Annotated in this window: 26 protein-coding genes; 8 read left to right on the forward strand and 18 right to left on the reverse strand. The window is 64.0% G+C overall.

Going from position 1 to position 21,834, the window contains the following annotated elements:
• Positions 1 to 6: 6 nt before the first annotated feature.
• On the reverse strand, positions 7 to 315 hold the full coding sequence (locus M653_RS0102355; protein ID WP_027141844.1) for a DUF1244 domain-containing protein: 309 nt from the start codon (positions 313 to 315) through the stop codon (positions 7 to 9).
• 11 nt (positions 316 to 326) lie between these two features.
• Complete coding sequence (locus M653_RS0102360) at positions 327 to 1,124, reverse strand: N-formylglutamate amidohydrolase (RefSeq protein WP_027141845.1); 798 nt, start codon at positions 1,122 to 1,124, stop codon at positions 327 to 329.
• A gap of 287 nt (positions 1,125 to 1,411) precedes the next feature.
• On the opposite strand from M653_RS0102360, the gene M653_RS0102365 reads away from it, so the two are divergent.
• Both M653_RS0102365 and pyk read left to right on the forward strand, forming a co-directional pair.
• Entirely contained in the window at positions 1,412 to 1,858 is a 447-nt protein-coding gene (locus M653_RS0102365; protein WP_245262044.1) for a DUF1036 domain-containing protein, read from the forward strand.
• Positions 1,855 to 3,285 (forward strand): pyruvate kinase, encoded by a 1,431-nt coding sequence (gene pyk, locus M653_RS0102370; RefSeq protein ID WP_027141847.1) that lies wholly within the window; start codon positions 1,855 to 1,857, stop codon positions 3,283 to 3,285. The genes M653_RS0102365 and pyk overlap by 4 nt, the downstream gene beginning before the upstream one ends.
• Positions 3,286 to 3,449: 164 nt before the next feature.
• On the opposite strand, the gene M653_RS0102375 is transcribed toward pyk, so the two are convergent.
• From M653_RS0102375 to ykgO, 3 genes are all read right to left on the reverse strand, one after another.
• Entirely contained in the window at positions 3,450 to 4,517 is a 1,068-nt protein-coding gene (locus M653_RS0102375) for an alpha/beta hydrolase (protein ID WP_027141848.1), read from the reverse strand.
• A 104-nt stretch (positions 4,518 to 4,621) separates the two neighbouring features.
• Complete coding sequence (locus tag M653_RS0102380; RefSeq protein WP_027141849.1) at positions 4,622 to 5,269, reverse strand: tetratricopeptide repeat protein; 648 nt, start codon at positions 5,267 to 5,269, stop codon at positions 4,622 to 4,624.
• A 109-nt stretch (positions 5,270 to 5,378) separates the two neighbouring features.
• On the reverse strand, positions 5,379 to 5,504 hold the full coding sequence (ykgO, locus tag M653_RS0102385) for a type B 50S ribosomal protein L36 (RefSeq protein ID WP_006327841.1): 126 nt from the start codon (positions 5,502 to 5,504) through the stop codon (positions 5,379 to 5,381).
• Positions 5,505 to 5,746: 242 nt separating this feature from the next.
• Between ykgO and M653_RS0102390 the strand changes: the two genes are divergently transcribed.
• On the forward strand, positions 5,747 to 6,169 hold the full coding sequence (locus M653_RS0102390) for a lysozyme inhibitor LprI family protein (RefSeq protein WP_027141850.1): 423 nt from the start codon (positions 5,747 to 5,749) through the stop codon (positions 6,167 to 6,169).
• Positions 6,170 to 6,242: 73 nt separating this feature from the next.
• Here M653_RS0102390 and M653_RS0102395 read toward each other — a convergent pair whose 3' ends face one another.
• The 11 genes from M653_RS0102395 to M653_RS0102440 all read right to left on the reverse strand — a co-directional run bounded on the left by M653_RS0102395 (position 6,243) and on the right by M653_RS0102440 (position 14,503).
• Positions 6,243 to 7,319 (reverse strand): 5-(carboxyamino)imidazole ribonucleotide synthase, encoded by a 1,077-nt coding sequence (locus M653_RS0102395; RefSeq protein ID WP_027141851.1) that lies wholly within the window; start codon positions 7,317 to 7,319, stop codon positions 6,243 to 6,245.
• Positions 7,316 to 7,813, reverse strand: coding sequence for a 5-(carboxyamino)imidazole ribonucleotide mutase (purE, locus tag M653_RS0102400; RefSeq protein ID WP_027141852.1), 498 nt, complete (start codon positions 7,811 to 7,813; stop codon positions 7,316 to 7,318). Before purE ends, M653_RS0102395 begins: the two co-directional genes overlap by 4 nt.
• 97 nt (positions 7,814 to 7,910) lie before the next feature.
• On the reverse strand, positions 7,911 to 8,819 hold the full coding sequence (locus M653_RS0102405; protein ID WP_027141853.1) for an anti-sigma factor: 909 nt from the start codon (positions 8,817 to 8,819) through the stop codon (positions 7,911 to 7,913).
• Complete coding sequence (locus M653_RS0102410) at positions 8,816 to 9,355, reverse strand: sigma-70 family RNA polymerase sigma factor (protein WP_027141854.1); 540 nt, start codon at positions 9,353 to 9,355, stop codon at positions 8,816 to 8,818. Before M653_RS0102410 ends, M653_RS0102405 begins: the two co-directional genes overlap by 4 nt.
• 43 nt (positions 9,356 to 9,398) lie before the next feature.
• Positions 9,399 to 9,620, reverse strand: a complete 222-nt coding sequence (locus M653_RS01000000131980) for a hypothetical protein (protein WP_032934931.1) — start codon at positions 9,618 to 9,620, stop codon at positions 9,399 to 9,401.
• Between the two features lie 133 nt (positions 9,621 to 9,753).
• A complete protein-coding gene (locus M653_RS0102415) occupies positions 9,754 to 10,959 on the reverse strand; it encodes an aminotransferase class V-fold PLP-dependent enzyme (protein ID WP_032934933.1) in 1,206 nt (401 codons plus the stop codon).
• Between the two features lie 25 nt (positions 10,960 to 10,984).
• On the reverse strand, positions 10,985 to 11,446 hold the full coding sequence (locus M653_RS0102420) for a RidA family protein (RefSeq protein ID WP_027141856.1): 462 nt from the start codon (positions 11,444 to 11,446) through the stop codon (positions 10,985 to 10,987).
• A gap of 36 nt (positions 11,447 to 11,482) precedes the next feature.
• Positions 11,483 to 12,277, reverse strand: coding sequence for an amino acid ABC transporter ATP-binding protein (locus tag M653_RS0102425; protein ID WP_027141857.1), 795 nt, complete (start codon positions 12,275 to 12,277; stop codon positions 11,483 to 11,485).
• 4 nt (positions 12,278 to 12,281) lie between these two features.
• Positions 12,282 to 12,932 carry an amino acid ABC transporter permease gene (locus M653_RS0102430; RefSeq protein ID WP_027141858.1) on the reverse strand — a complete coding sequence of 217 codons (651 nt, stop codon included), beginning with the start codon at positions 12,930 to 12,932 and terminating at the stop codon, positions 12,282 to 12,284.
• Between the two features lies 1 nt (position 12,933).
• Positions 12,934 to 13,599, reverse strand: a complete 666-nt coding sequence (locus M653_RS0102435; RefSeq protein WP_027141859.1) for an amino acid ABC transporter permease — start codon at positions 13,597 to 13,599, stop codon at positions 12,934 to 12,936.
• A 73-nt stretch (positions 13,600 to 13,672) separates the two neighbouring features.
• Positions 13,673 to 14,503 (reverse strand): transporter substrate-binding domain-containing protein, encoded by an 831-nt coding sequence (locus M653_RS0102440; RefSeq protein ID WP_010911956.1) that lies wholly within the window; start codon positions 14,501 to 14,503, stop codon positions 13,673 to 13,675.
• Between the two features lie 169 nt (positions 14,504 to 14,672).
• Between M653_RS0102440 and M653_RS0102445 the strand changes: the two genes are divergently transcribed.
• The gene (locus tag M653_RS0102445; RefSeq protein WP_027141860.1) at positions 14,673 to 15,461 is read left to right on the forward strand and encodes an IclR family transcriptional regulator; all 789 of its coding nucleotides are present in this window, start codon (positions 14,673 to 14,675) and stop codon (positions 15,459 to 15,461) included.
• 35 nt (positions 15,462 to 15,496) lie between these two features.
• On the opposite strand, the gene M653_RS0102450 is transcribed toward M653_RS0102445, so the two are convergent.
• Positions 15,497 to 15,700, reverse strand: a complete 204-nt coding sequence (locus M653_RS0102450; protein WP_027141861.1) for a YdcH family protein — start codon at positions 15,698 to 15,700, stop codon at positions 15,497 to 15,499.
• Between the two features lie 239 nt (positions 15,701 to 15,939).
• Between M653_RS0102450 and M653_RS0102455 the strand changes: the two genes are divergently transcribed.
• The 4 genes from M653_RS0102455 to M653_RS0102470 all read left to right on the forward strand — a co-directional run bounded on the left by M653_RS0102455 (position 15,940) and on the right by M653_RS0102470 (position 19,431).
• On the forward strand, positions 15,940 to 16,119 hold the full coding sequence (locus M653_RS0102455) for a YdcH family protein (protein ID WP_027141862.1): 180 nt from the start codon (positions 15,940 to 15,942) through the stop codon (positions 16,117 to 16,119).
• Between the two features lie 350 nt (positions 16,120 to 16,469).
• Positions 16,470 to 17,723, forward strand: coding sequence for a flavodoxin-dependent (E)-4-hydroxy-3-methylbut-2-enyl-diphosphate synthase (gene ispG / locus M653_RS0102460; protein WP_027141863.1), 1,254 nt, complete (start codon positions 16,470 to 16,472; stop codon positions 17,721 to 17,723).
• Positions 17,724 to 17,728: 5 nt separating this feature from the next.
• Positions 17,729 to 18,583 carry a lytic transglycosylase domain-containing protein gene (locus tag M653_RS0102465; RefSeq protein WP_027141864.1) on the forward strand — a complete coding sequence of 285 codons (855 nt, stop codon included), beginning with the start codon at positions 17,729 to 17,731 and terminating at the stop codon, positions 18,581 to 18,583.
• A 95-nt stretch (positions 18,584 to 18,678) separates the two neighbouring features.
• Positions 18,679 to 19,431, forward strand: coding sequence for a Stf0 family sulfotransferase (locus tag M653_RS0102470; protein ID WP_032934935.1), 753 nt, complete (start codon positions 18,679 to 18,681; stop codon positions 19,429 to 19,431).
• A 15-nt stretch (positions 19,432 to 19,446) separates the two neighbouring features.
• On the opposite strand, the gene M653_RS0102475 is transcribed toward M653_RS0102470, so the two are convergent.
• The gene (locus M653_RS0102475) at positions 19,447 to 21,786 is read right to left on the reverse strand and encodes a response regulator (protein ID WP_027141866.1); all 2,340 of its coding nucleotides are present in this window, start codon (positions 21,784 to 21,786) and stop codon (positions 19,447 to 19,449) included.
• Between the last annotated feature and the right edge of the window lie 48 nt (positions 21,787 to 21,834).

Consider the following 21,834-nt stretch of genomic DNA (forward strand, 5'->3'; position numbering starts at 1 on the left):
ACGAACTCAGTGATCCTTGGGACGCCTTGCTTCGAATTCCGCCTTCTTGGCGTCCGAAGCCTCTGTCTGGTTGAGCGCCTGCCACTGCGCATAGGGCATGCCGTAGATGATCTCGCGCGACTGGTCCTTCGAGAGATCGACACCCTCGGCATTGGCCGCCTCGCGATACCAGTTCGACAGGCAGTTGCGACAGAAACCGGCGAGGTTCATCAGGTCGATATTCTGCACGTCGCCGCGTTCGCGCAAATGCTCGACCAGCCGGCGAAAGGCAGCGGCTTCGAAGTCGCGCTTCTTTTCGTCGCTGAGTTCGGTCATCGAAACCTCCGTCATAGCGGCCCGGTACGCGAGCCGAACATCTTTACCGCATGTATATCGGGACGGCGGTCGATGGCGTCAACGATCGGCGCCAGCCGTTCGGCCCAGGCGATGGCGCCCTTCTGGTCCGCTATCAGGTCCTGGCGGATTTCGATCAGCGCGTGGGCATAGCCATTGACGATGGCGTGCTTGAACATGGTGTCGCCGTGCAGAGCGCCGTCATACGGTTCGTTGTCGCCGACGATGAGGTTTTTGTCTTCAGCCAGCATGTCGATCAGCAGCCGCGCCACCCGGTCGTCCTTGTCCCAGAGGATGCCGACGTGCCAGGGCCGCTGCTTGCCTTGCATGGCAGGCGTGAAGGAGTGCACCGAGAAGATGAAGGGCGCCTTGCCGGCGGCTTGCGCGACCGATGCAATCATGGCGCCGATCGCATCGTGATAGGGACGGTAGAAGCGATCAAGCCGCCTTTCGCGTTCTTCCGGCGCCATGGGATAGTTTCCCGGCACGACCGTGCCGTCATAGAGCTGGCGAATGAGGGTTGGATCGTCCTCGCCGCGGTTGGGATCGATCAGCAGCCGTGAGAAATTGGCGAGCACCGCGGGCGCATCCAGCAGGGCCGCCAGTTCGCGCGTCACGGTTTCGACGCCGATGTCGTAAGCGATATGGCGGTCGAATTCGACCGACGGCAGCCCCAGGCTGCCATACTCCTCCGGCAGGTCGCGGCGGGCATGATCGGCCAGGAGCACGATGCCTCGCTTGCGGTCGCCCTCGACGATATCGAATGGCGCGAAAACTGTGGATCGGGTCATTGGCGGGAAATGGGCTGTTCGCTGGCTTCCGGGGAGGGTGCTATCGTCATTCCACGAAGACGACGCGTGCGCAATGCCGTTGTTTGGCCAAGGTTTCCGCTGAAATCTGGCAAGGGGCGACGGATCGTGCGCCGGGAGCCTTCCTAAATCGATTGGATTGGTTGAAACGGTGCGTTGACATGCGCCCGGACTTTTCCGAAAAGGGGCGCAGAGAGATGCTGATGTGGTTCTTGAGGGGTTTTGGAATGGGTTCCGCCGGCAGGCAGCGCATGCGCTCCGGCTTCGCCATGCCGCTCCTGATCCTGACCGTCGGCGTGTCGGCAATGGTCATGGCCTCGCCGGCGCGCGCCGATTTCCGCGTCTGCAACGCCACACAGAACCTGGTCGGCGTCGGCATCGGCTATCGTGCCAAAGCCGGCTGGATTACCGAGGGCTGGTGGCACATCGAAGGATCGAGCTGCAAGACGTTGATCGAAGGGCCGCTGTCATCAAGGTTTTATTATCTTTATGCAGAAGACGCGGAGCGCGGTGGACGCTGGGACGGCCCGATCAACATGTGCGTGGCTGAAAAAGAGTTCAAGATCGCCGGCGTAAGCGACTGCGTCGCCCGAGGCTTCCAGCGCGCCGGATTCCAGGAATATGACACGGGCGAGCAGGCAAGCTGGATGGTCCAGCTCACCGATGAGCCCGCAACGGGAGGCGCCCCAGCCGCCCCGGGAACGAATAGTCAATGAGACGTAGCCGCAAGGTCAAGATCCTAGCCACAATCGGTCCGGCCTCCTCGTCCGAGGAGATGCTGCAGAAGCTGTTTGAAGCCGGCGCTGATGTCTTCCGCATCAATATGAGCCATACCGATCATGAGCTGATGCGCACGCTGGTCGCACGCATCCGCGCCGTCGAGGAAAAAGTCGGCCGGCCGATCGGCATCCTGGCCGACCTGCAAGGTCCGAAGCTGCGCGTCGGCAAGTTCGCCAACGGCAAGGAGGTGCTGACGCTGGGCCAGACGTTCACGCTTGACGACAATCCCGCGCCCGGCACCTCGACCAGGGTCTACCTGCCGCATCCTGAAATCCTGAGTTCGGTCGAGGCTGGCCATCGCCTCCTGATCGACGACGGCAAGCTCGAGCTGAAGGCGGTGAAGAGCGACGGCAAGTCGATCGTCTGCACCGTCATTGCCGGCACCACCATTTCCGACAAGAAGGGCGTCAGCCTGCCCGACACCGACCTGCCGGTCGGCGCGCTGACCGAGAAGGACCGCAAGGACCTCGACGCGGTGCTCGCCACGGGCGTCGACTGGGTCGCGCTGTCCTTCGTGCAGCGGCCGGAAGACTTGGCCGAAGCGCGCAAGATCGCGCGCGGCCGCGCGCTCATCATGGCCAAGATCGAAAAGCCGCAGGCCGTCACCCGCCTGGCCGAGATCATCGAATTGTCCGACGCTCTGATGGTCGCCCGCGGCGATCTCGGCGTCGAGATGCCGCTGGAAGCCGTGCCAGGCATCCAGAAGCAGATCACGCGCGCCGCGCGCCGCGCCGGCAAGCCTGTGGTGGTCGCCACGCAGATGCTGGAATCGATGATCACCGCCCCTGTGCCGACCCGCGCCGAGGTCTCCGACGTTTCGATCGCCGTCTTCGAAGGCGCCGACGCCGTCATGCTGTCGGCGGAATCGGCGGCGGGCGCTTATCCGGTCGAGGCGGTTGCCATGATGAACCGCATCGCCACCAAAGTCGAAACAGATCCGACTTATGCCGGCATCATCAACGCACAGCGTTCGGAGCCGGAAGCGACCGGCGCCGACGCCATTTCGCTGGCCGCCCGCGAAATCGCCGAAACGCTGAAACTGTCGGCGATCGTCACCTACACGGCATCAGGCACCACCGGCCTGCGCGCCGCGCGCGAGCGCCCGCAAGTGCCGATAATCGCGCTGTCGCCGATCGTCAACACGGCGCGGCGGCTGTCGCTTTTGTGGGGCACGCATTGCGTCGTGTCGCCGGACGCCACTGATCTCGATGACATGGTCAACCGCGCCTGCCGCATTGCGCTGGAAGAAGACTTCGGCAAGCCGGGCGACCGGGTCATCATCACCGCAGGCGTGCCGCTGCGGACCCCGGGATCAACCAACATGCTGCGCATCGCCTATGTCGGATCGGAAACCGGCCGGTAATCGGCCGCGATCCTGAGCGCTCTTGCCGTGGCTTCCGCGTGGTTTCTTCGCTGGAGAAACCGGCCTGCGCGAGGGATAGGGCCGTACGGATACTGATCTGGGCCCAGTACATGCCGCTCAGGTCCTGATGGCATCTTGCGATGACCGTTTTCGGACGACATGCATCAGGTCGGCGCGAGTTCCGCTCCAGGTTCCTTGATGTCGGCGCATTTGCCCACGCCATAGGCGTCGCCGGCAATCCGTGCCTCCACCTTCCTGGCAATCGCCTCCAGATCGATATCCCTGCCGGCGACCCTCTCGATGGCGCCGATGACGAGGTCGGGGGCGATCCAGTCCGGCTTGTGACCGAGATTATGCACCCAGACGAGCTCGGCGCCTGAGATGTCGCGCACCAGGCCAACGGAATGGATATGCGCGTAGACGACCTTGTCGCGGTCGCCGGAGATGACCACGGTCGGCGCCGTGATTTCTTTGTAACGAGGCGCGGCGCCAAGTGCATACCGATAGAGTCCGGCGACGTCGGTGGCATTGGCGCGGAAGGCCGATGGCCGCAGCACCAGCGGGATCGCGGCTGAGGCGAGATAATTGTCCGGCGCCTTGTTGGGCGAGAAGACGCAGGTCGTGGTATCAGCCATCCGCAATGTTCCCGCAGGATAGCTCAGGGCCTCGGAGAACAGCCGGCCGATCACCGGAATGATGGTCAGGTCGTAGTACCAGGACGTCGCGCCGCCCGGCCAGGGATGGGTTGCCGGTGCCAGGAAGACGAGGCCGAGCGTCTTGTCCGCATGCTCGCGGCCGAAAGCCGCCGTCACCACGCCCCCGAAGGAATGGCCGACTATGATTGCCTTCCTGATGCCGAGACGGTCCATCAGTGCGGCAATGGTTGCGGCTTGCGCCGATGGATCCTCATTGTTGCCTGGGCCGCGTCCCGACCAGCCAAAGCCCGGCCGGTCGAAGAACAGCATTTCGGCACGGCCTTCCAGCAGTGGCCTCAACGGCAGCATCTGATCCCTGAGATTGGCGCTGGCGCCATGGATGAAGACGATCGGAGGCAGATCCGCATCGGCTGGGGCGGGGATGTGGACATAGTGGATGAGGGCGCCGTCGATGTCGGCGAATTCGCCGGCCGGCGGACTGCGGTGCTCGATCAGCCATGAGCCGACGCGGGTCACGCCGACAAGGGCAAGGACAAGCGCCATCAGGAAGGCGAGCGCGGCATAGATCAGGTTCATGCGGGGATATGGGAATGGAGGGGAGTAGGGGAGTAGGGGAGTAGGGGAGTAGGGGAGTAGGGGAGTAGGGGAGTAGGCGGCCTCTTCCCCTACCGCCTAGTCTATCAAATGCCTTCGCCGGCAAGCTCTTCCGACAGGGTGGCGACCTGGTTCTGGGCGCTGCGCATCATCGGGTAGATGGCCAGCACCTTTTGCCAGGCCTCGAGCGCCGATTGCTTGTGGCCCGTCTCCGCCATGATCTGGGCCAGGCCCGACAGCGCGCCGAAATGGCGTGGCTCGAGCTGCAGCGCGCGGTCGATGTCGGCCATCGACTTGCCGTAGTTCTTCATCATGAAATGCACGGTGGCGCGGCGGTTCCAGCCTTCGGCGTAGTTTGGCTGCAAGGTCACCACCTGGTCCAGGAAATCGAGCGCGACGTCGAACTTCCGATCGTTCATCGCTTTTTGCGACCACTGCATCATCAGGTCGATCGAGGCGCTGCCGGACTGGAACCATTCGTTCCAGATGTTGCCGGCAATGCGCTCGGCGGCCTTTTCGTTGCGCTCGCGTTTCAGGTCGGAGAACAGCTTGTCGATCCGCGCCTGCTTCGTCATTGGCGGGGCCGGAGTGTCCGGGGCCGCAGGCTGGGCATCGGAGGGCGCCGACTGACCATCCGTGGCTGCGACCGCGATCGGCCGGTCACCGGCCTGCGTCGGCAGGGAGATGACGCCGGAAACCAGGAAAGTCGTCAAGAATGCAAAAAGGATCCGCATCGCCCGACTCTAGTCCCGGGCGGCGGAACCGCAAAGTGATTTTAGCGTGAGAAGATCGGCAGGCCGACAAACATCAATGGGCGGAGACAAAAAGCCTCCGGCCGAAAGCTCAACCCTGGCGCGCCTTGTAGCGGGGGGCGGTCTTGTTGATGATGTAGACGCGGCCCTTGCGGCGAACCAGCTGGTTGTCGCGGTGACGCGCCTTCAGCGCCTTGAGCGAATTCTTGATCTTCATGGTCTTGCCTGTCGGTGTGAACCCGATTCCGGGTCGAAATTTTAAGGCGCGCCAGAAGACGCGCCTTTTGAACGGTGGGTGGCTCATAAACGAGGAGCCTTGCCCATGTCAACCGTAAGTCGATCGCAAGCGTGCTCCGCGTCCTGATATCATCAAATATCCGCCATGTCGGCCCCGTGGCATTGCGCGGCCGTGAGCCGGCTGGGATGATGTCGTTTAGTTCAAGTGATTTGGGGACGACCATGCGCCGAATATTCCTGTCCGCTTGCCTCGTCGTCATGGCGGCGAGCGCGGCTGCCCGAGCGCAGGAATGCGACCGTTCCGACGACAGCCAGCAAATGATGAACATCTGTGCGGGCGAGGACTATCAGGCGGCCGACGCCAGGCTCAACAAGGCCTATCAGGACCTGATCAGCTCCGATGATGCCGATGGAAAGAGATCGCTGCAGGCGGCGCAAAGGGCCTGGATCGCCTTCCGCGACGCCGAGTGCACGCATTCCACAGCCGCCAGCCAAGGCGGGTCCATCCATGCGATGGAGGTCTCGCAATGCCTGACCGGGCTGACCAATGACCGCATCAAGCAGCTCGCCGCCTCGGCCAATTGCGAGGAAGGCGATGCGACTTGCGCCAGTCCCGGCGAGGACGAGAGCGACGAGGTGCAATAGGCGTGTTTGGTATCAGAGCGGTTGTTACGCAATTCCGGACGGAAAACCGTTACACACTTTTCCTGGAATTGCTCTAACCGCGGCGGCCGATGCGGGTGAAGTGGCCCATCTTGCGGCCGGCCCGGGCTTCCGCCTTGCCGTAGAGGTGCAGCATCAGGTCGGGCTCGGCGAGCAGCGTTGGAACGCGCAGCACGTCGTCGCCGATCAGGTTCTCCATCACGCAATCGGAATGGCGGTCGGGGCTGCCCAGCGGCAGGCCGGCAATGGCGCGGATATGTTGCTCGAACTGCGAAACGATGCAGGCGGCTTCGGTCCAGTGGCCGGAATTGTGGACGCGGGGCGCGATCTCGTTGGCCAGCAGCGAACCGTCGGCCAATACGAAGAATTCGACACCGATGACGCCGACATAGTCGAGCGCCGACAGGATTTTCGTCGCCGCGTCTTTCGCGGCCCGCGCGGTCGCCGACGCAATGCCGGCCGGCAAGGTCGATGTGTGCAGAATGCCGTCCTGGTGCACATTCTCGGCCGGATCGTAGGCGGCGACAGTGCCGTCCAGCGCCCGCGCGGCGATAACGGAAATCTCGCGCTCGAACGGCACGAAACTTTCCAGGATCAGCGGCACATTGCCCATCGCCTCGCAGGTGCCGGCGAAACCGCCGGCTTCGATGTTGCGGAAGACGCGCTGGCCCTTGCCGTCATAGCCCATGCGCCGCGTCTTCAGGATGCCGCTGCCGTCGAATGCCTTCAGCGCCGCCGCCAGCCCGTCGTCGGTGTCGACCGGACGGAAATCGGCGGTGGCGATGCCGATGCCGTTGAGGAATGTCTTTTCGCTCACCCGGTCCTGCGCCACGTCGAGCGCGCGCGGCGGCGGATAGACCGGCACCTTGGCGGCAAGCGCGGTTGCAGCGGCCACCGGCACGTTCTCGAATTCATAGGTGACAACGGCACTCGCCGTGGCCAGTTCAGCAAGCGCGGCCGGGTCGTCATAGGGGGCCGTGATCTGCCGGTTGGCGACCTGGGCGGCCGGGCAATCCGGCTGTGGCTCCAGCACGACGGTGCGGTAGCCGAGGCGGGCAGCGGCCATTGCCAGCATGCGACCAAGCTGGCCGCCGCCAATGATGCCGATGGTCGATCCGGCGGGCAGGCTCACGGCGTGTCCGTCGGTTCGGCCGCGACCTTGGCGGTCTGCGAGGCGCGCCACGCGTCGAGGCGCTGGGCAAGCTTGTCGTCATTGAGCGCCAGCACGGCAGCGGCCAGGAGGGCGGCGTTCGCCGCACCTGCCTTGCCGATGGCCAGCGTTCCGACCGGAATGCCGGCCGGCATCTGGACTATGGATAGCAGCGAATCCTGGCCCGACAGCGCCTTCGATTCCACCGGCACGCCAAACACCGGCAGTGGCGTCATCGCCGCCGTCATGCCGGGCAGATGCGCCGCACCCCCGGCGCCGGCGATGATCACCTTGTAGCCGGCCGCCTTGGCGCCCTTGGCGAATTCATAGAGCCGGTCGGGCGTGCGGTGCGCCGAAATGATCAGCCGTTTGTGGGGGACACCAAGCGCCTCCAGCGTCTCCGCTGCCTGGCGCATCGTCGCCCAGTCGGATTGGCTGCCCATGATGATGGCGACGTCGGCGCGTTGATCGTTCAAGCTTCTGCTCCCGGCGACAAAGGCGCGCCTTAGCGGAATTCGCGCGGGGCCGCAAGGATTTCAGGCCATCGGCGAAGTGCCGACGGCCATATCCGGCTCATACCGCCGCCTTGCGGAAGCGGGCGACGAAGTCGTCGAGTTCGGGCCGCTCCATGTCGGAGATCGCCCAGTAGGAGAAGGCGCCGTCGCTCCAGTGCACCATCGAGAAGCCGCCCGAGGAAAGATCATCCGGCTGAGTGGTCTTGCCGCCCTGCTGCGGTTCGGCGACGAGCGTGATCAGGTGCTCACGGTGACGGTAGACCAGTGCCGGCACCGGCCGGCCTGATATCACCTCGACCCGGCCGCCGATGAGGGCGAAACCGTCCTGGGCAAGGTCGGGCGCTGGTGGCGAGACGCCGATCCGGGCGTCGAGCCAAGGCTTGACCGTATGGCGGTCGGAGGAAACGATGTCGATCGGGCTCGCAGCGAGCAGGCTGCGGCGATGGCCGCTGGCGACAGCGGCGGCAAAGCCGTCTTCCGCGCCGTTGAACATCACCCATTGCGTCGCGCCGCTGGCCAGCACCGCGCTGATCATGATCGACGCGGCCATGGCGCGCCAGTCGAACGAGCCGAAGCGGCGTGCCCTTGGCGATGTCCGCGCCTGCGAAGGACGCGTCCCGGCTTCCCGTCGCTGGCCTGCGCCGGCAATCAATCCGGGGAGCTTCGACGGCGTGCCGCGCTGCGGCTGCGCCGCCTCCGCGTGGTCCTGCTGCTGGTCGGTGCCCGCCATGCCGATCGACGCGATGCGGGTCCGAAAGGCGTCGCCGACTTCGGGGCGCGGCAAGCGGCTGATCGCGCCTCGCAAGGCAAGGATGCGGGCATGCTCGGCGGCAAGCCGGGGGTCGGCGGCGATGCGACGCTCTACGGCAAGGGCCGCCGCCGCATCAAGCTCGCCATCGACAAGGGCATGGATCATCAGTCTGATACTTTCGGGATCATTGGGCAGTCCGTCGTCATGGCCGGTCATGGCGCTCTCCCCAGTTCAGACGCCAGCAGGCCGCGGGCGCGGGCCAGCCTGGACATCACCGTGCCGATCGGCACGTCGAGCATGGCCGCGATCTCACGATAGCTAAGGCCGTTAATGTCGCGCAGCACCAGCGTTTCGCGAAACGGCTGCGGCAGGGCAGCGATTGCCGCCTCGAGTGCCGCCGTATCGGCCCTGGCGATCAGGCTCGCTTCCGGACCGTCCTCGTCGGGCAGGCTGGTGCCATGGGCCGCCGCCATGTCGTCGAGATCGCCGAGATCACCGACGGCCATCATGGCGCGCGGCCGGTTGCGCGCCATCCAGGTGTAGGAGGTGTTGCGCACGATGGTCAGCAGCCAGGCACGGGCATTGCCGCCGGCATAGCCCGACATGCCGGCATGCGCCTTGATGCAGGCGTCCTGCACGACATCCTCGGCGTCGGCGGCATTGCCGGTCAGCCAGCGGGCAAGCGCCAGCGCGTCGCCGAGATGCGGCAGCACCACCTGGTTGAAGCGCTCTGCCTGGGCTCTCTCGCTCAAAGCAGCACCATGATCCCCTCCGGAGCGGACAGGCCGTGCCGCCTCAAGATGCGACAGCGACTTTGCCTGGCGTGCAGGAGCAAAGCCCCCGGAAACGGGCAAAGTCGCTTGCCTTGCTGAAAGTGAATTCATCTGCGTCACCAGTGTCAAGCGCCATGAAAAGAAGGCGCGCCACGGAGGAGGGACTGATGACGGTCATGCTCGCCAGCGCATGATCGCGGCTGACGCCGCAGCCAGGTTCGCTGTGCTCGCGATGATGGGGCATGCCGATCTCCTCAACGCCAGCCGTGGCGTATGTCGAGGAGACTTGTTGAGGAGACGATTTATTCCCGCGCGGGCAAATCCGGCTGTTCACGGTCGCGTGATCAGCCGGTGCTTTCGGCATGGTCGGTTGGCGATCAATCCGGCCAGCGCAAAACACCCGACGAATCCTTGCGCGCAATTCTCATCGCGTCGCCCGGGCGCTCCTTCGCGGTCAGCACGGCGTGCAGGCGCTCAGCGACGATCTCCGCCTCGCCGGGATGAAGATTACAGGGGTCGAGGAAGAAATGGCCGCGCTCGACCTCATGGTTGCGCACGATGATCGGCGGCGAGCCGGCGGCAAGCGCCGAGGCAAGACCGGCGGCGGTGAAGCGGCTCTCGGGCGAGACGAATATCTGCAGCCGGTCGAGCGGATTGGCTGTTGGGTCGGGAATGATGATGGCGGCGATGCCGGGCAGTCCCTGCAAAGTGTCCTTCCACAGATTGAGTGCCGCCTCCTCGCGCCGGCGGATGCCGGCATGGTCGCGCTTCTCCCAGGCTTCGAGCGCCGCCATGGTGCCGGCGATGCTTTCCTTGCCGACCTTCATGGCGCGGGCGACGCCGCGGTTCTGCAGATAGGCTGATCGCACAAGGTCCTTGCGGCCGGTGACGATGCCGCTGGTCGGCCCGCTCAGGAATTTGTGGCCGCTGTAGACGACGACATCGGCGCCGCGCGCGAGGAAGCCGCGCAGATCGTATTCGGACGCGGCATCGACGATGACAGGCACCCCCTTGGCGTGGCAGATCTCGCAGAACTCCTCCAGCGACAGCATGCCGTATTGCACGGTGTGGTGGGCGACGACGTAGAGGCCCGCCGCCGTGCGCTCGTTGATCGCTTCGCGCACATGATAGTCCTGGGTGACGCTGACCGTGCCGGCGGGCACCACCCTGGCGCCGGCGACCCGGACCGACTGGTCGATCGGCGCGCCGTAATTGACGATGTGGCCAAGCTGGATGACGACCTCCGATTTGAGGTCGCCGGTGTCGTCGGGCAGACGCTCGATGGCGAGCAGGTTGGTTCCCGTCATCGCGCCGGCAACCGCCATGGTGATGCCGCTGGCGCAACAGGCGGTGATAAAGCCGGCCTCGCCGCCGGTGAGGCGCGCGACAACCGTGCTCGCGGCGCGCTGCAGATCGTCCATCTCAACCCATTGCGAGGCCATTTCGGCCATGGCGCTGATGGCTTCCGGGACGATGATCGAGGCGCCGAGCGCGGTCATGGTGCCGGAGACGTTGATGATCGGCCGCAAGCCCAGCCGTTCGCGGATGGTGGTGTTGGAGCCGGTGTCGGAATAGGTTTTCATGTGAGCAAATCCCGTGGGTGGCAGGTCAGGCGGCGATCTCGACGACCGCTTCGATTTCGACGGTGATGTTTCCAGGCAGCGAGCCGACGCCGATCGCCGAGCGCGCGTGGCCGCCGATCTTGTCGAAGACATTAGCGAACAGGTCCGAACAGCCATTGACCACCTTTGGATGGTCGCTGAAGGTCGGCGTCGCATTGACGAAGCCGAGCAGCTTGACGACGCGCACAATGCGGCCGAGATCGCCGGCGGCGGCATGCATGACGGCAAGCAGGTTGAGCCCGGTCAGCCGGGCATGCTGATAGGCCTGCTCGACCGTCACATCCTCCCCGACCTTGCCGGTGCAAAGTGTGCCGTCGGCGCGCAGCGGCCCCTGGCCGGAGAGGAAGATCAACCGGCCGCTCTCGGCATGGGTGACGAAGTTGGCGATCGGCGTCGGCGGCTCGGGCAGCGTCAGGCCGAGTTCGGCGAGCCTGATATAAGGCGTCATGGATGAAGGCTCCTTGGGCGGCCTGGCCGCCTGGGTTTAGAAGTGCGAGGCGCGGAAGCGCGCCAGGAAAGTGCGGAGGCGCTCGTTGGTGGTCTCCGCCGCGAGGATCTCCTTCGGCGGTCCGACGGCGCTGACGCCGCCGTCGGCCATGAAGACGATGCGGCTCGAAGCGTCGCGGGCGAAGGCCATTTCGTGGGTCACCATCAGCATGGTCATGCCGTCTTCGGCCAGGCTGCGCACCACGGCCAGCACTTCGCCGACCAGTTCGGGATCGAGGGCGGAGGTAATTTCGTCGAGCAGCAGGATCTTCGGTTCCATGGCCACGGCGCGGGCGATGCCGACGCGCTGCTGCTGGCCGCCGGAGAGTTCAGCCGGCAGGCTGTCGGCCTTGTGGGCGAGGCCGACGCGGCCGAGCCAATGTTCTGCGATCGATCGCGCCTCGGCCTCCTTCTTTCCCCGCACCTTGGTCAGGCCCAGCATGATGTTGCCGGCCGCCGTCAGATGAGGGAACAGGTTGAAGCTCTGGAACACCATGCCGGTCTCGGCACGCATGGCGGCAAGATCGCGCTCGCGGCGGCGCTGGCGCGTTCCGGCCTCGCGGTAGCCGACCTCGTTGCCATCGATGCGGATCGAGCCGCTGTCGTAGCTTTCGAGGAAGTTGACGCAGCGCAGCAGGGTGGTCTTGCCGCTACCGGAAGGGCCGATGACAGTCACCACCTCGCCGCGCTTCACCTGAAGGCTGACGGAGCGCAACACCTCGACGGTGCCGAAGGCTTTTGAGACGTCGCGCACGTCGAGCAGTACCGGACCGGCGTTTGGGGCTTCGGACATCGTGCTATTCCCGGATGAAGGAGAAACGCCGCTCGAGCCGCCGGCTGGCGAGCGAGAGTGCGTAATTGACCGCGAAATAGATGAGCGCGCCCAGTATATAGAGCGGCATCGCTTCATAGGTACGGCCGATGACCTGGTTGATGGCCTGCATCAAGTCGGTGATGCCGAGCAGCGACACCAGTGCGCTGCCCTTGACCGCGTCGGTGACCCCATTGATCCAGGGCGGCAGGAAGCGCCTGAAGGCCTGCGGAAAGATGACATAGGTGAGCCGTTGGCGAAAGGTCAGCCCGATCGCCATCGCGGCCTCGAATTGTCCCTTCGGGATCGAGCCGACCGCGCCCCTGAGATACTCGATGACCTGCGCCGTCTTGAACAGAGTGAGCGCGGAAACCGCGGCCCAGAACGACGGCAGATGCAGCCCGATCGCGGGCAGGCCGTAATAGACGAAGAACATCAGCACCAGGATCGGAATGCCGCGAATGGTGTCCGAGAAGATGCGCACCGCCCAGCGCAGCGGCATTGGTCCATAGACCAGGCCAACGCCCAGCAGGACGCCGGCGATGAGCGACAGAACCACGACCAGCAGCGAGACCCACAAGGTCACGGCGAAGCCTGCGGCAAGGAAGGGCAGTGCGTAGAGGATCTGGCTCAGCATGTCAGCGCGCCGCCCTGAACCGGCGCTCCACGAGCCGCAGTCCAAAAAGCATGATGTAGCCCGTCACCAGGTACATGGCGGTGGTGACTAGGTAGACCTCGACGATGCGGAAGGTGTTGAAATTGATCCACTGGGCGCCGAAGGTGAGTTCCGGCACCGAGATGACCGAGGCGATCGAGGTGTCCTTGAACAGCGAGATGAAGGTGTTGGAGAGCGCCGGCAGCGTGATGCGCAGCATGGTCGGCAGGCGTACATGAAGCAGCCTTTGCCAAGGCGTCAGGCCGATCGCCTTGCCGGCATCGAGCTGTCCGCGCGGGACAGCCTCGAGGCCCGAGCGAAACACCTCGACCAGATAGGCGCCGCTATAGACCGACAGGGTCAGCACAAATGAGGTTGGTGCGCTGTAGGCCAGGTCGACCACGGTCGGCAGGCCGTAGAAGACGAGATAGACCAGCAGGATCAGCGGCACGTTGCGGATGAATTCGACATAAGCCGCGATCACCGCCCGCACCACGCGTCCGGCCGAGACATACCAGACCGCGAGCACCAGGCCGATGACGACGCCGATGGCGATCGAGATCACGGCAAGTTCGAGGCTGAGCAGCAGGCCGCCCCAGAGCTTGTCGAAATGCCGCCAGATCAGGTTGAAATTGAGGGCATAGCCCATGCATCCGCCTCGGTGTGAAGGGCGTCGAGTCGATTGCGGAAGGACTGGAACGCCGCCCTTCCGCAATCCGGGATCAGATGACCGGGAAGCCGGGGTGACGCGCCGGCGGTTCCTGGCCGAAATAGTCCTTGAAGGCTGCGTCGTAGAGCGCTGATTCATGGCCGAACATGGCGATGGTGAAGGTCTGGTTGACGAAGGTCAGCCAGTCGAGATCGCCTTGCCGAAGTGCTGCTCCGTAAAGCATCGAATACCAGCTCTTGCCGGCATCGAAATACTTGTCGGGATTGCGCGAGGCGAGCCAGCGAACGGTGGACAGGTCGACAGCGGCAGCGTCGGCGCGCTTGGATTCAAGCGCCTGCAGCACGTTGGCCTGGGTGTCGATCTGCAGCACCTGCGCTTGCGGCAGAGCGTAGTGGACCGAGCTTTCGGCGTCGACATTCTGCAGGATGGAAATGCGGGTCGCCGAACCGCCGGCGAGCAGCTTGTCGAAGGTCTTGTTCTCGGCGGTCGGCAGCGTCAGCAAGGCAACGCCCTCGACATAGTAGGGTCGGGAGAAGTTGATCAGCTGCGAGCGCTGGGCCGTCATGGTCATGAACTGGATGGTTATGTCGACCTTGTTGGTGGTGACGTTGGGAATGCGCTGCGCCGGATCCTGCATGACGAACTCGACCTTGGTCGGATCGTCGAAAAGGCCCTTGGCGAGGATGCGGCCCATGGTGATGTCCATGCCGACCAGTTCGCCGGCATCGTTCTCGAAATGCCACGGTGCGTTGGTGCTGCCGGTGCCGACAATCAGCTTGCCGCGGTCGAGCACGGTGCGCAGCAGGCTGTCGGATGCGGCTTGCGCTGCGGCCTTCTGCGCATCGACGGTTGCCAGAACGCCTGCCGTCGCAAGTCCCGCCATTCCCAATTTCAGAAAATCACGTCTTCCGGATGTGTCGTTCACGGCGACCTCCTTTCGTGTTGTGTTCCCCATGCACAGGCCATGCACGCGACAGCGATTATCAAAGATTGTCTCTTACAAGAGACGCATGTATCCTGTACAAGACAGATACTAACACCGGGAATCGACAATGCAAGATGGTAGTGTTTTGGCTGTTTCAGCCGACGAGAAGACGCCGGGCTCCCGTGAAAAGGGTCTCAACCGGGTCCTGGAGATCCTGGAATTTCTTCACACGACGCAGCGTGCGATCGGCATTGGCGATCTCGCCAAGGGGGTCAATGCGCCGCGTTCGACCACCTACACGTTGGTGCGGTCGCTAGTCGACGCCGGTCTGCTGGAAATGGCCGGCGACGGCAACCGTGTCTATTTCGGCAAGAAGCTCTACCTCTACGGAATGGACTATGTGCGCGGCAACGACCTGTTGCGACGCGGGCGCCAGGAGGTCGATCATCTGTCGCGCGAGACCGGCGAGACCTCGGAACTGTGCATGCTGCAGAGCGGCCGTTACACGATCGTCCATTCCAGCCCCGGCACCAGGCCGTTCCGCATCAGTTCGGCCACCGGCCTGCAGATACCGCTGCCCTGGACCGCCTCGGGCCGCCTGCTGCTTGCGGGGCTGGATAGAGCGGCGATCGAAGCCATGGTGTCTGACGACGATCTCGTGCTGCCTGACGGCCGCAAGCTGCGGCTCGAGGATTTCATCGCCGACATCGCAAAGGCAGGGGTGACCGGCTACTGCGTCACCTCGGGTCTGGTCGACGCCTATACGAAATGCCTCGCCGTGCCGGTCTTTTCAGCGCCAGGCAAGGTCGAGGCGACGATGTGCCTGGTGGTTCCGATCGACACGTCGGAGGAGCGGACCGCCGATCTCATCGGCCTGCTGCGCGGCCGCGCCGCCGGGCTTTCGATTGGGGGGTAGGTGGAAAGTGCCGGCGAGCGCGAGGCGTCCGCGTCTCAGGCGATGATGTCTGGAATGATCTTGTCTTCCAGTTTCATCAGCCGGTCCTTGAGGGCCAGCTTCTTCTTTTTCATGCGCTGGATCTGCAGCGGGTCGCAATTCATGGCGATCATCGCGTTGATCGCGGCATCGAAATCGGCGTGTTCCTGCTTCAGCCGGGAAAATTCGAGGCGAGTATCGGCCTGTTCCTGATCGGACATTCTCTACCGTCTGCACGTCTGCGGCGCCCAAAACTGGGCCTGGTTGGGCGGGGGCGGCAATTTCTGCCACCGGCGCGCAGCCCATATCACATTTCACGTTGTCGTGGAATGCTACCACGCAGCATTCGACATCGCCGCCTGATGGTGGCACACTGTCATTGTGCCGTCACAGATGCGACCTGCGGTGGACGTGCCTTTGACGGCTGCAATCGAGGAAACCATGAAAGGGAGAACCAATCATGTCTCTTGCATCCCATCTTGATGAGTTGCAGCGGAAACACGGCGACATCGAACGCGAAATCGATGACGCGATGAATCACCCGTCGGTCGACGATCTCGACATCGTAAATCTCAAGCGACGCAAGCTGGCACTCAAGGATGCGATTGAGAAACTGAGGGCGCAACCGACCTCGCATTGACGCTCACCTGACATAGTCCGCTCACCACTGGCGGTCTTCCTTGCCGGCGGCGCCTGCCGCCGGTGCAGTGGTTTTAATCTCAGCGATTCCATAAGTCGAAGCTAATATCCTTCACGCTCATTTGTGCCCGGCCGCCGTCAGGTCGGCGTGCTGTTTCAGGTCCCCGGCGGGATCAATTGCTGCCAGTGGCGACCTGTCGCCATTGACAAGCCATCTTTGCTCCTCCACCTCATGCCCGGACTTCAGCGCATCGGACCCGGCTTGTGCGTCCAAGCGGACGCACGGGCTTCAGAGAGACGCATAGCGCTCCAGAGAGACGCATGGCGCTCCAGAGACAAAAGGCTGCCGGCATGACCGGATATTTTTCCTTTCCCTTCCCTCGCCGCACCTCGGTCGGCGTCGATGTCGGCGGTGTGGTCGTCGGCGGCGGCGCACCGGTCGTCGTACAGTCGATGACCAACACCGACACGGCCGATATCGACCAGACGGTCGCGCAAGTCGCGGCGCTGCACCGCGCCGGCTCCGAGATCGTGCGCATCACCGTCGATCGCGACGAGAGTGCGGCCGCCGTGCCGCGTATCCACGAGCGACTGTTGCGGCTCGGCATCGATGTGCCGCTGGTCGGCGACTTCCACTATATCGGCCACAAGCTCCTGGCCGACCATCCGGCGTGCGCCGAGGCGCTGGCCAAGTACCGCATCAATCCCGGCAATGTCGGCTTCAAGGATAAGAAGGACCGGCAGTTCACCGATATCGTCGAAATGGCGATCAAGCACGACAAGCCGGTACGCATCGGCGTCAACTGGGGCTCGCTCGACCAGGAACTGTTGACCCGGCTGATGGATGACAACCAGGACAAGGGGTCCCCACTGACCGCGCAGGAAGTCACACGCGAGGCGATCGTGCAGTCGGCGATCCTGTCGGCCGAGATGGCCGAAGAGATTGGCCTTAGCCGCGAAAAAATCATCCTGTCGGCCAAGGTCAGTGGCGTGCAGGACCTGATCGCCGTCTACACCGAACTCGCCACCCGCTCCAATCACGCGCTGCATCTCGGCCTCACCGAAGCCGGCATGGGCTCCAAAGGCATCGTTGCTTCTTCCGCCGCCATGGGCATCCTCCTGCAGCAAGGCATCGGCGACACCATCCGCATCTCGCTGACGCCGGAGCCGAACGGCGACCGCACCCGTGAGGTGCAGGTGTCGCAGGAATTGCTGCAGACCATGGGCTTCCGGCAGTTCGTGCCGATCGTCGCGGCCTGCCCCGGCTGCGGCCGCACCACCTCCACCGTGTTCCAGGAACTGGCGCAGAACATCCAGGCGGACCTGCGCAAGAACATGCCGGTGTGGCGTGAGAAATACCCGGGCGTCGAGAACCTCAAGGTCGCCGTGATGGGATGCATCGTCAACGGCCCGGGTGAGTCCAAGCATGCCGATATCGGCATTTCGCTGCCCGGCACCGGCGAGACGCCGACCGCGCCCGTCTTCGTCGACGGCAAGAAGGCGGCGACGCTGCGCGGGCCGTCGATCGCGGCGGATTTCGAGAAAATGGTCGCCGACTATATCGAACAGAGGTTCGGTCAGGGCGGCAAGGCCGCGGCAGAGTAGGCCAGATGCGGCGTTTCCCCTGGGCGACGCTGATTTTCCTGTGCGGCATGGCCTGGTCGACGCTTGCCCAGGCCGACCCGCCGCAATCGGCCAAGCAGCGGCTGATCGATAGGGTCTGCAACCTGATCCAGGCGCATGCCGACCAGAACGATCTGCCCCGGGACTTCTTCGCCCGCCTGATCTGGAAGGAAAGCCGGTTCGATCCCAATGCCGTCAGTCCGGTCGGCGCCGAGGGCATCGCCCAGTTCATGCCGGGCACCGCCAAGATGCGGGGGCTGGAAAATTCCTTCGATATCAACCAGGCGATCCCGGCGTCGGCTAGATATCTCGCCGAAATGAAGACCAGCTATGGCAATCTTGGCCTGGCTGCCGCCGCCTACAATGCAGGCGAGAGCCGGGTGTCGCGCTGGCTGAATTCCGGCGGCTTCCTGCCGATGGAGACGGAAAGCTATGTCTTCGACGTGATGGGCGAGCCGGTCGACAAGTTCACGGACCGGGCCTATGCCGGAAAAGTCGAGCCACTCGATGGCAAGCTGGATTTCGCGGTCGCCTGCCGCAAGCTGCCGGTGATCATGTCGAGAACGGTGGCGATGGCCTCGATCAACATCAAGCCATGGGGCGTCCAGGTGGCGGGCAATTTCCGCCGCAGCGCCGCGATCAGCCAATGGCTCAGGGTGCGGGGCCGTTTTCCGGCCCTGCTTGCCGGGCATGATCCGGTGGTGAGCCGGGTGCGCACGCCGATCGGCCGGCGCGGCATCTACGCCGTCAGGATCGGGATCGACGACCGAACTGCGGCCAATGTCATCTGCCAGAAACTGCAAAGCGTCGGTGGCGCCTGTGTGGTGGTGCGCAACCGGTAAAGGCCTGAAGACGGCGCCCGTCGCATCCAGCAACAATTTCAGCTATAGCGGCTATCATCTCTCCTTGGGCAGCAGCCCTGTCATCGCGAGCGCCCATGTTCGACGGATACATCATCTGCGGCACGCCCAGAACCGGCAGCACCCTGCTGTGCAAGCTGCTGGCGGCCACCGGAACGACCGGCGATCCCCACTCCTTCTACCGGCGGCAGGATGTGTCGGAGTGGGCCGAGGATTGGGGACTGCCCGCTCGCGACACGATGGGCGAGCTTGAATTCCAGGTTGCCTATCTCAATGCGACGATTGGTGCCGGCAAGGGCGATACTGAAATCTTCGGCTTGCGCCTGATGCAGGAGAACCTGGGCGAGCTTTCAGCGATACTCGACGGGATTTTTCCGGAGCTGGCGTCGGACAAAGCGCGTTTCGAGAGGGCTTTTGGCCATGTCCTCTACATACACCTGTCGCGCGAAAACAAGCTCGCGCAGGCCGTCTCTCTGGTCAAAGCCCGGCAAACTGGTCTTTGGCATATCGCCCCCGACGGAACCGAAATCGAAAGGGTAGGGCCTGCCAGGGAACCTCACTATGATTTCGAGCGCATCAAGGGTGAGGTCGAAGAGTTGGAAGCCTATGATGGCGCCTGGAACATCTGGTTCGCGCAACAGGGCATAGCGCCATTGCGGATCTGCTATGAGCACCTTGCCGCCGAGCCGGCCGTGGCATTGCTGCGCATCTGCGAAGCCCTGGGCGTCCGGGCACCGGATGCCCGGCATGTCAGGCCCGGCGCCGCCAAGCTCGCCGACGAGACAAGCCTGGACTGGATGCGCCGCTTTCATCTGGACGCAGCCGTCTGAGGCGTTGATGGATGGTCAGGCTGTCTTGGCCACCACCGTCTCGCTGAGCCAGGTGCCGATCTTGGCGCCGAGGCGATCGGGCGAAATGGGCTTGGGCAGATAGTCGTCCATGCCGGCCTCGATGCACTTGTCGCGGTCGCCCTTCAGCGCATGCGCGGTGACGCCGACGATCGGGATGTGACCGCCCGACGAAGCTTCGATCGCCCGAATGGCGCGTGTCGCCTCGTAGCCGTTCATTTCCGGCATCGAGACGTCCATCAGAACCAGCCTCGGGTGCAGCGACCGGTACATCTCGACCGCGGTGCGGCCATTGCCGGCGATGCGGTAGCTCAAGCCGAGCCCATTGAGGATTTGGCCGAACACCATCTGGTTCACGTCATTGTCCTCGGCGATGAGGATGTCGATCGGGCTGTTCGGCGCCGCATTCGATTCTGGCACTGCCGCGACCGGTACGGCCGGGCCACGGATAACCGTGAAGGCCGGCGGAGCCGCCTGGGGCATCGGTTGGACCGGCTCGCGAATGAACTGCGCCTTGCCGGCCTGCGAACGCGCCTTCTGAATGACCGAGATGACCGTGCCGAGCAGGACCGCCGACCGCGCCGGCTTGGTCAGATGCGCCGATATGCCGAAGTCGATGATCATCTTGCCGAAATCGACCTGGTCGACCGAGGTCAGGATAACGACCGGGATGGCGGACAGCCGGCTGTCGGCGGCGATGGCCCGGGCGACATCGGCGCCGTTCATGCCGGGCATCTGATAATCGAGGATGATACAGTCGACGCTGGCGCCGAGTTGGCAGGCGCGATCGAGGAAGGCGAGGCCTACCGCGCCGCTTTCGGCGGCGGCGCAGTCGAAGCTCCAGCTTCTGAGCTGTTCGAGCAGGATCTCGCGGTTGACCGGATTGTCGTCGATGACCAGAACGCGCGCGCCGGTGACGTCGACCGGCACGATAGCATCGCGCGCCTCGGCACGGTGGACCGGCAGCGGCACGGCGAACCAGAAGACGGAGCCGCGGCCGATCTCACTCTCGACGCCGATCTTGCCGGCCATCAGGTCGACGAGACGGGCGGCGATGGCGAGCCCAAGGCCGGTGCCTTCGTGACGACGGGTCGAGGAGCCATCGACCTGGGCGAACTTCTCGAACACGTTCTGCAATTTCTCGGCCGGGATGCCGATGCCGGTGTCCTCGACGCGCAGCTTGAGCTGGACGACGTCGTTGACGGTTTCACCGCCGACATCGATCAGCACATGGCCCTTCTCGGTGAATTTGACCGCATTGCCGACCAGGTTGGTGACGATCTGCCGAAAGCGGCCGGCGTCGCCGACGACATGGGCCGGCAGCCTGGGGTCGACGCGCACGATAAGTTCCAGGTTCTTCTCGGCGACGCGCGCCGACACAAGCGTCGCCACATCCTCCACCGCTTCCGAGAGGCGGAAGGGGGCAGGATCGAGCGTCAGCTGCCCGGCATTGATCTTCGAGAAATCGAGAATGTCGTTGATGATGGTGAGAAGCGCGTTGCCTGATTTGACGATGACGTCGGTGAAGGTCTTCTGGCGCGGGTTCAACTCGGTCTTGGCCAGCAATTCGGCCATGCCGAGCACGCCGTTCATCGGCGTGCGGATCTCGTGGCTCATATTGGCCAGGAATTCCGACTTGGCGCGGTCGGCCGCCTCGGCCTTGAACAAGGATTCGGCCGACTGGGCAAAAGCGCGGCGGATCGCCTGTTCCATCGGCCGGAAGATCCAGAAGGCGACGATGGCCAGGACGGCGAACAACAGGCCGCTCGCCCACAAAAGCAGCCGGTCGCTGGAGGCGTCCGCCAGATGGCGTTCCTCGTCCATCGCGGTGCGGACACGCACCAGCATGGGCTGAACGAACAGGTCGTTCTGGTTGCGGATTTCGCGAGGGCTCCATTCATCGGTCTTTTGCGCCACCGACATCAGATTGAAGTTGCGAACCATGTCACGCGGCGACCAGAACAGATCGCCGTTGACGGAAGCGGCTGCCAGTTCGTTGACGGTCTTGGCCGACAGGCGCTGACGTATCGCCGCGAACTGGGCGGTCAGTGCCTCGATCTCGCCGGTCAGACGCTCGGAATGGCCGCGCGCCGAAGCCGTCAGCGCATCGCGCGTCTCGATCCGCCAGGCGGAACTGGTTGTCTCGGCGAAGCTGGTGGCATTGCGCAGGTCGCGGGTGAAAACGACGAGATTGCTGCTCAGCGCATCGATTTCATGGCGCAAGGAATTGACGCGGTTGAGCGCACCCATGATGGCGGCCGAAGCCAGCGCGAAAATCAACAATCCTGAAAGATAACGTATCCGGACGGACCGGATGAAAGAAGAATATTCCGGCATGCGCAACCCCAACACATACGCATTCTAAGAATTGGGATTACGCTTCAT

The sequence above is a fragment of the Mesorhizobium sp. WSM3626 genome, assembly GCF_000513935.1.
In the GTDB taxonomy this organism is placed as follows: Bacteria; Pseudomonadota; Alphaproteobacteria; order Rhizobiales; family Rhizobiaceae; genus Mesorhizobium; species Mesorhizobium salmacidum.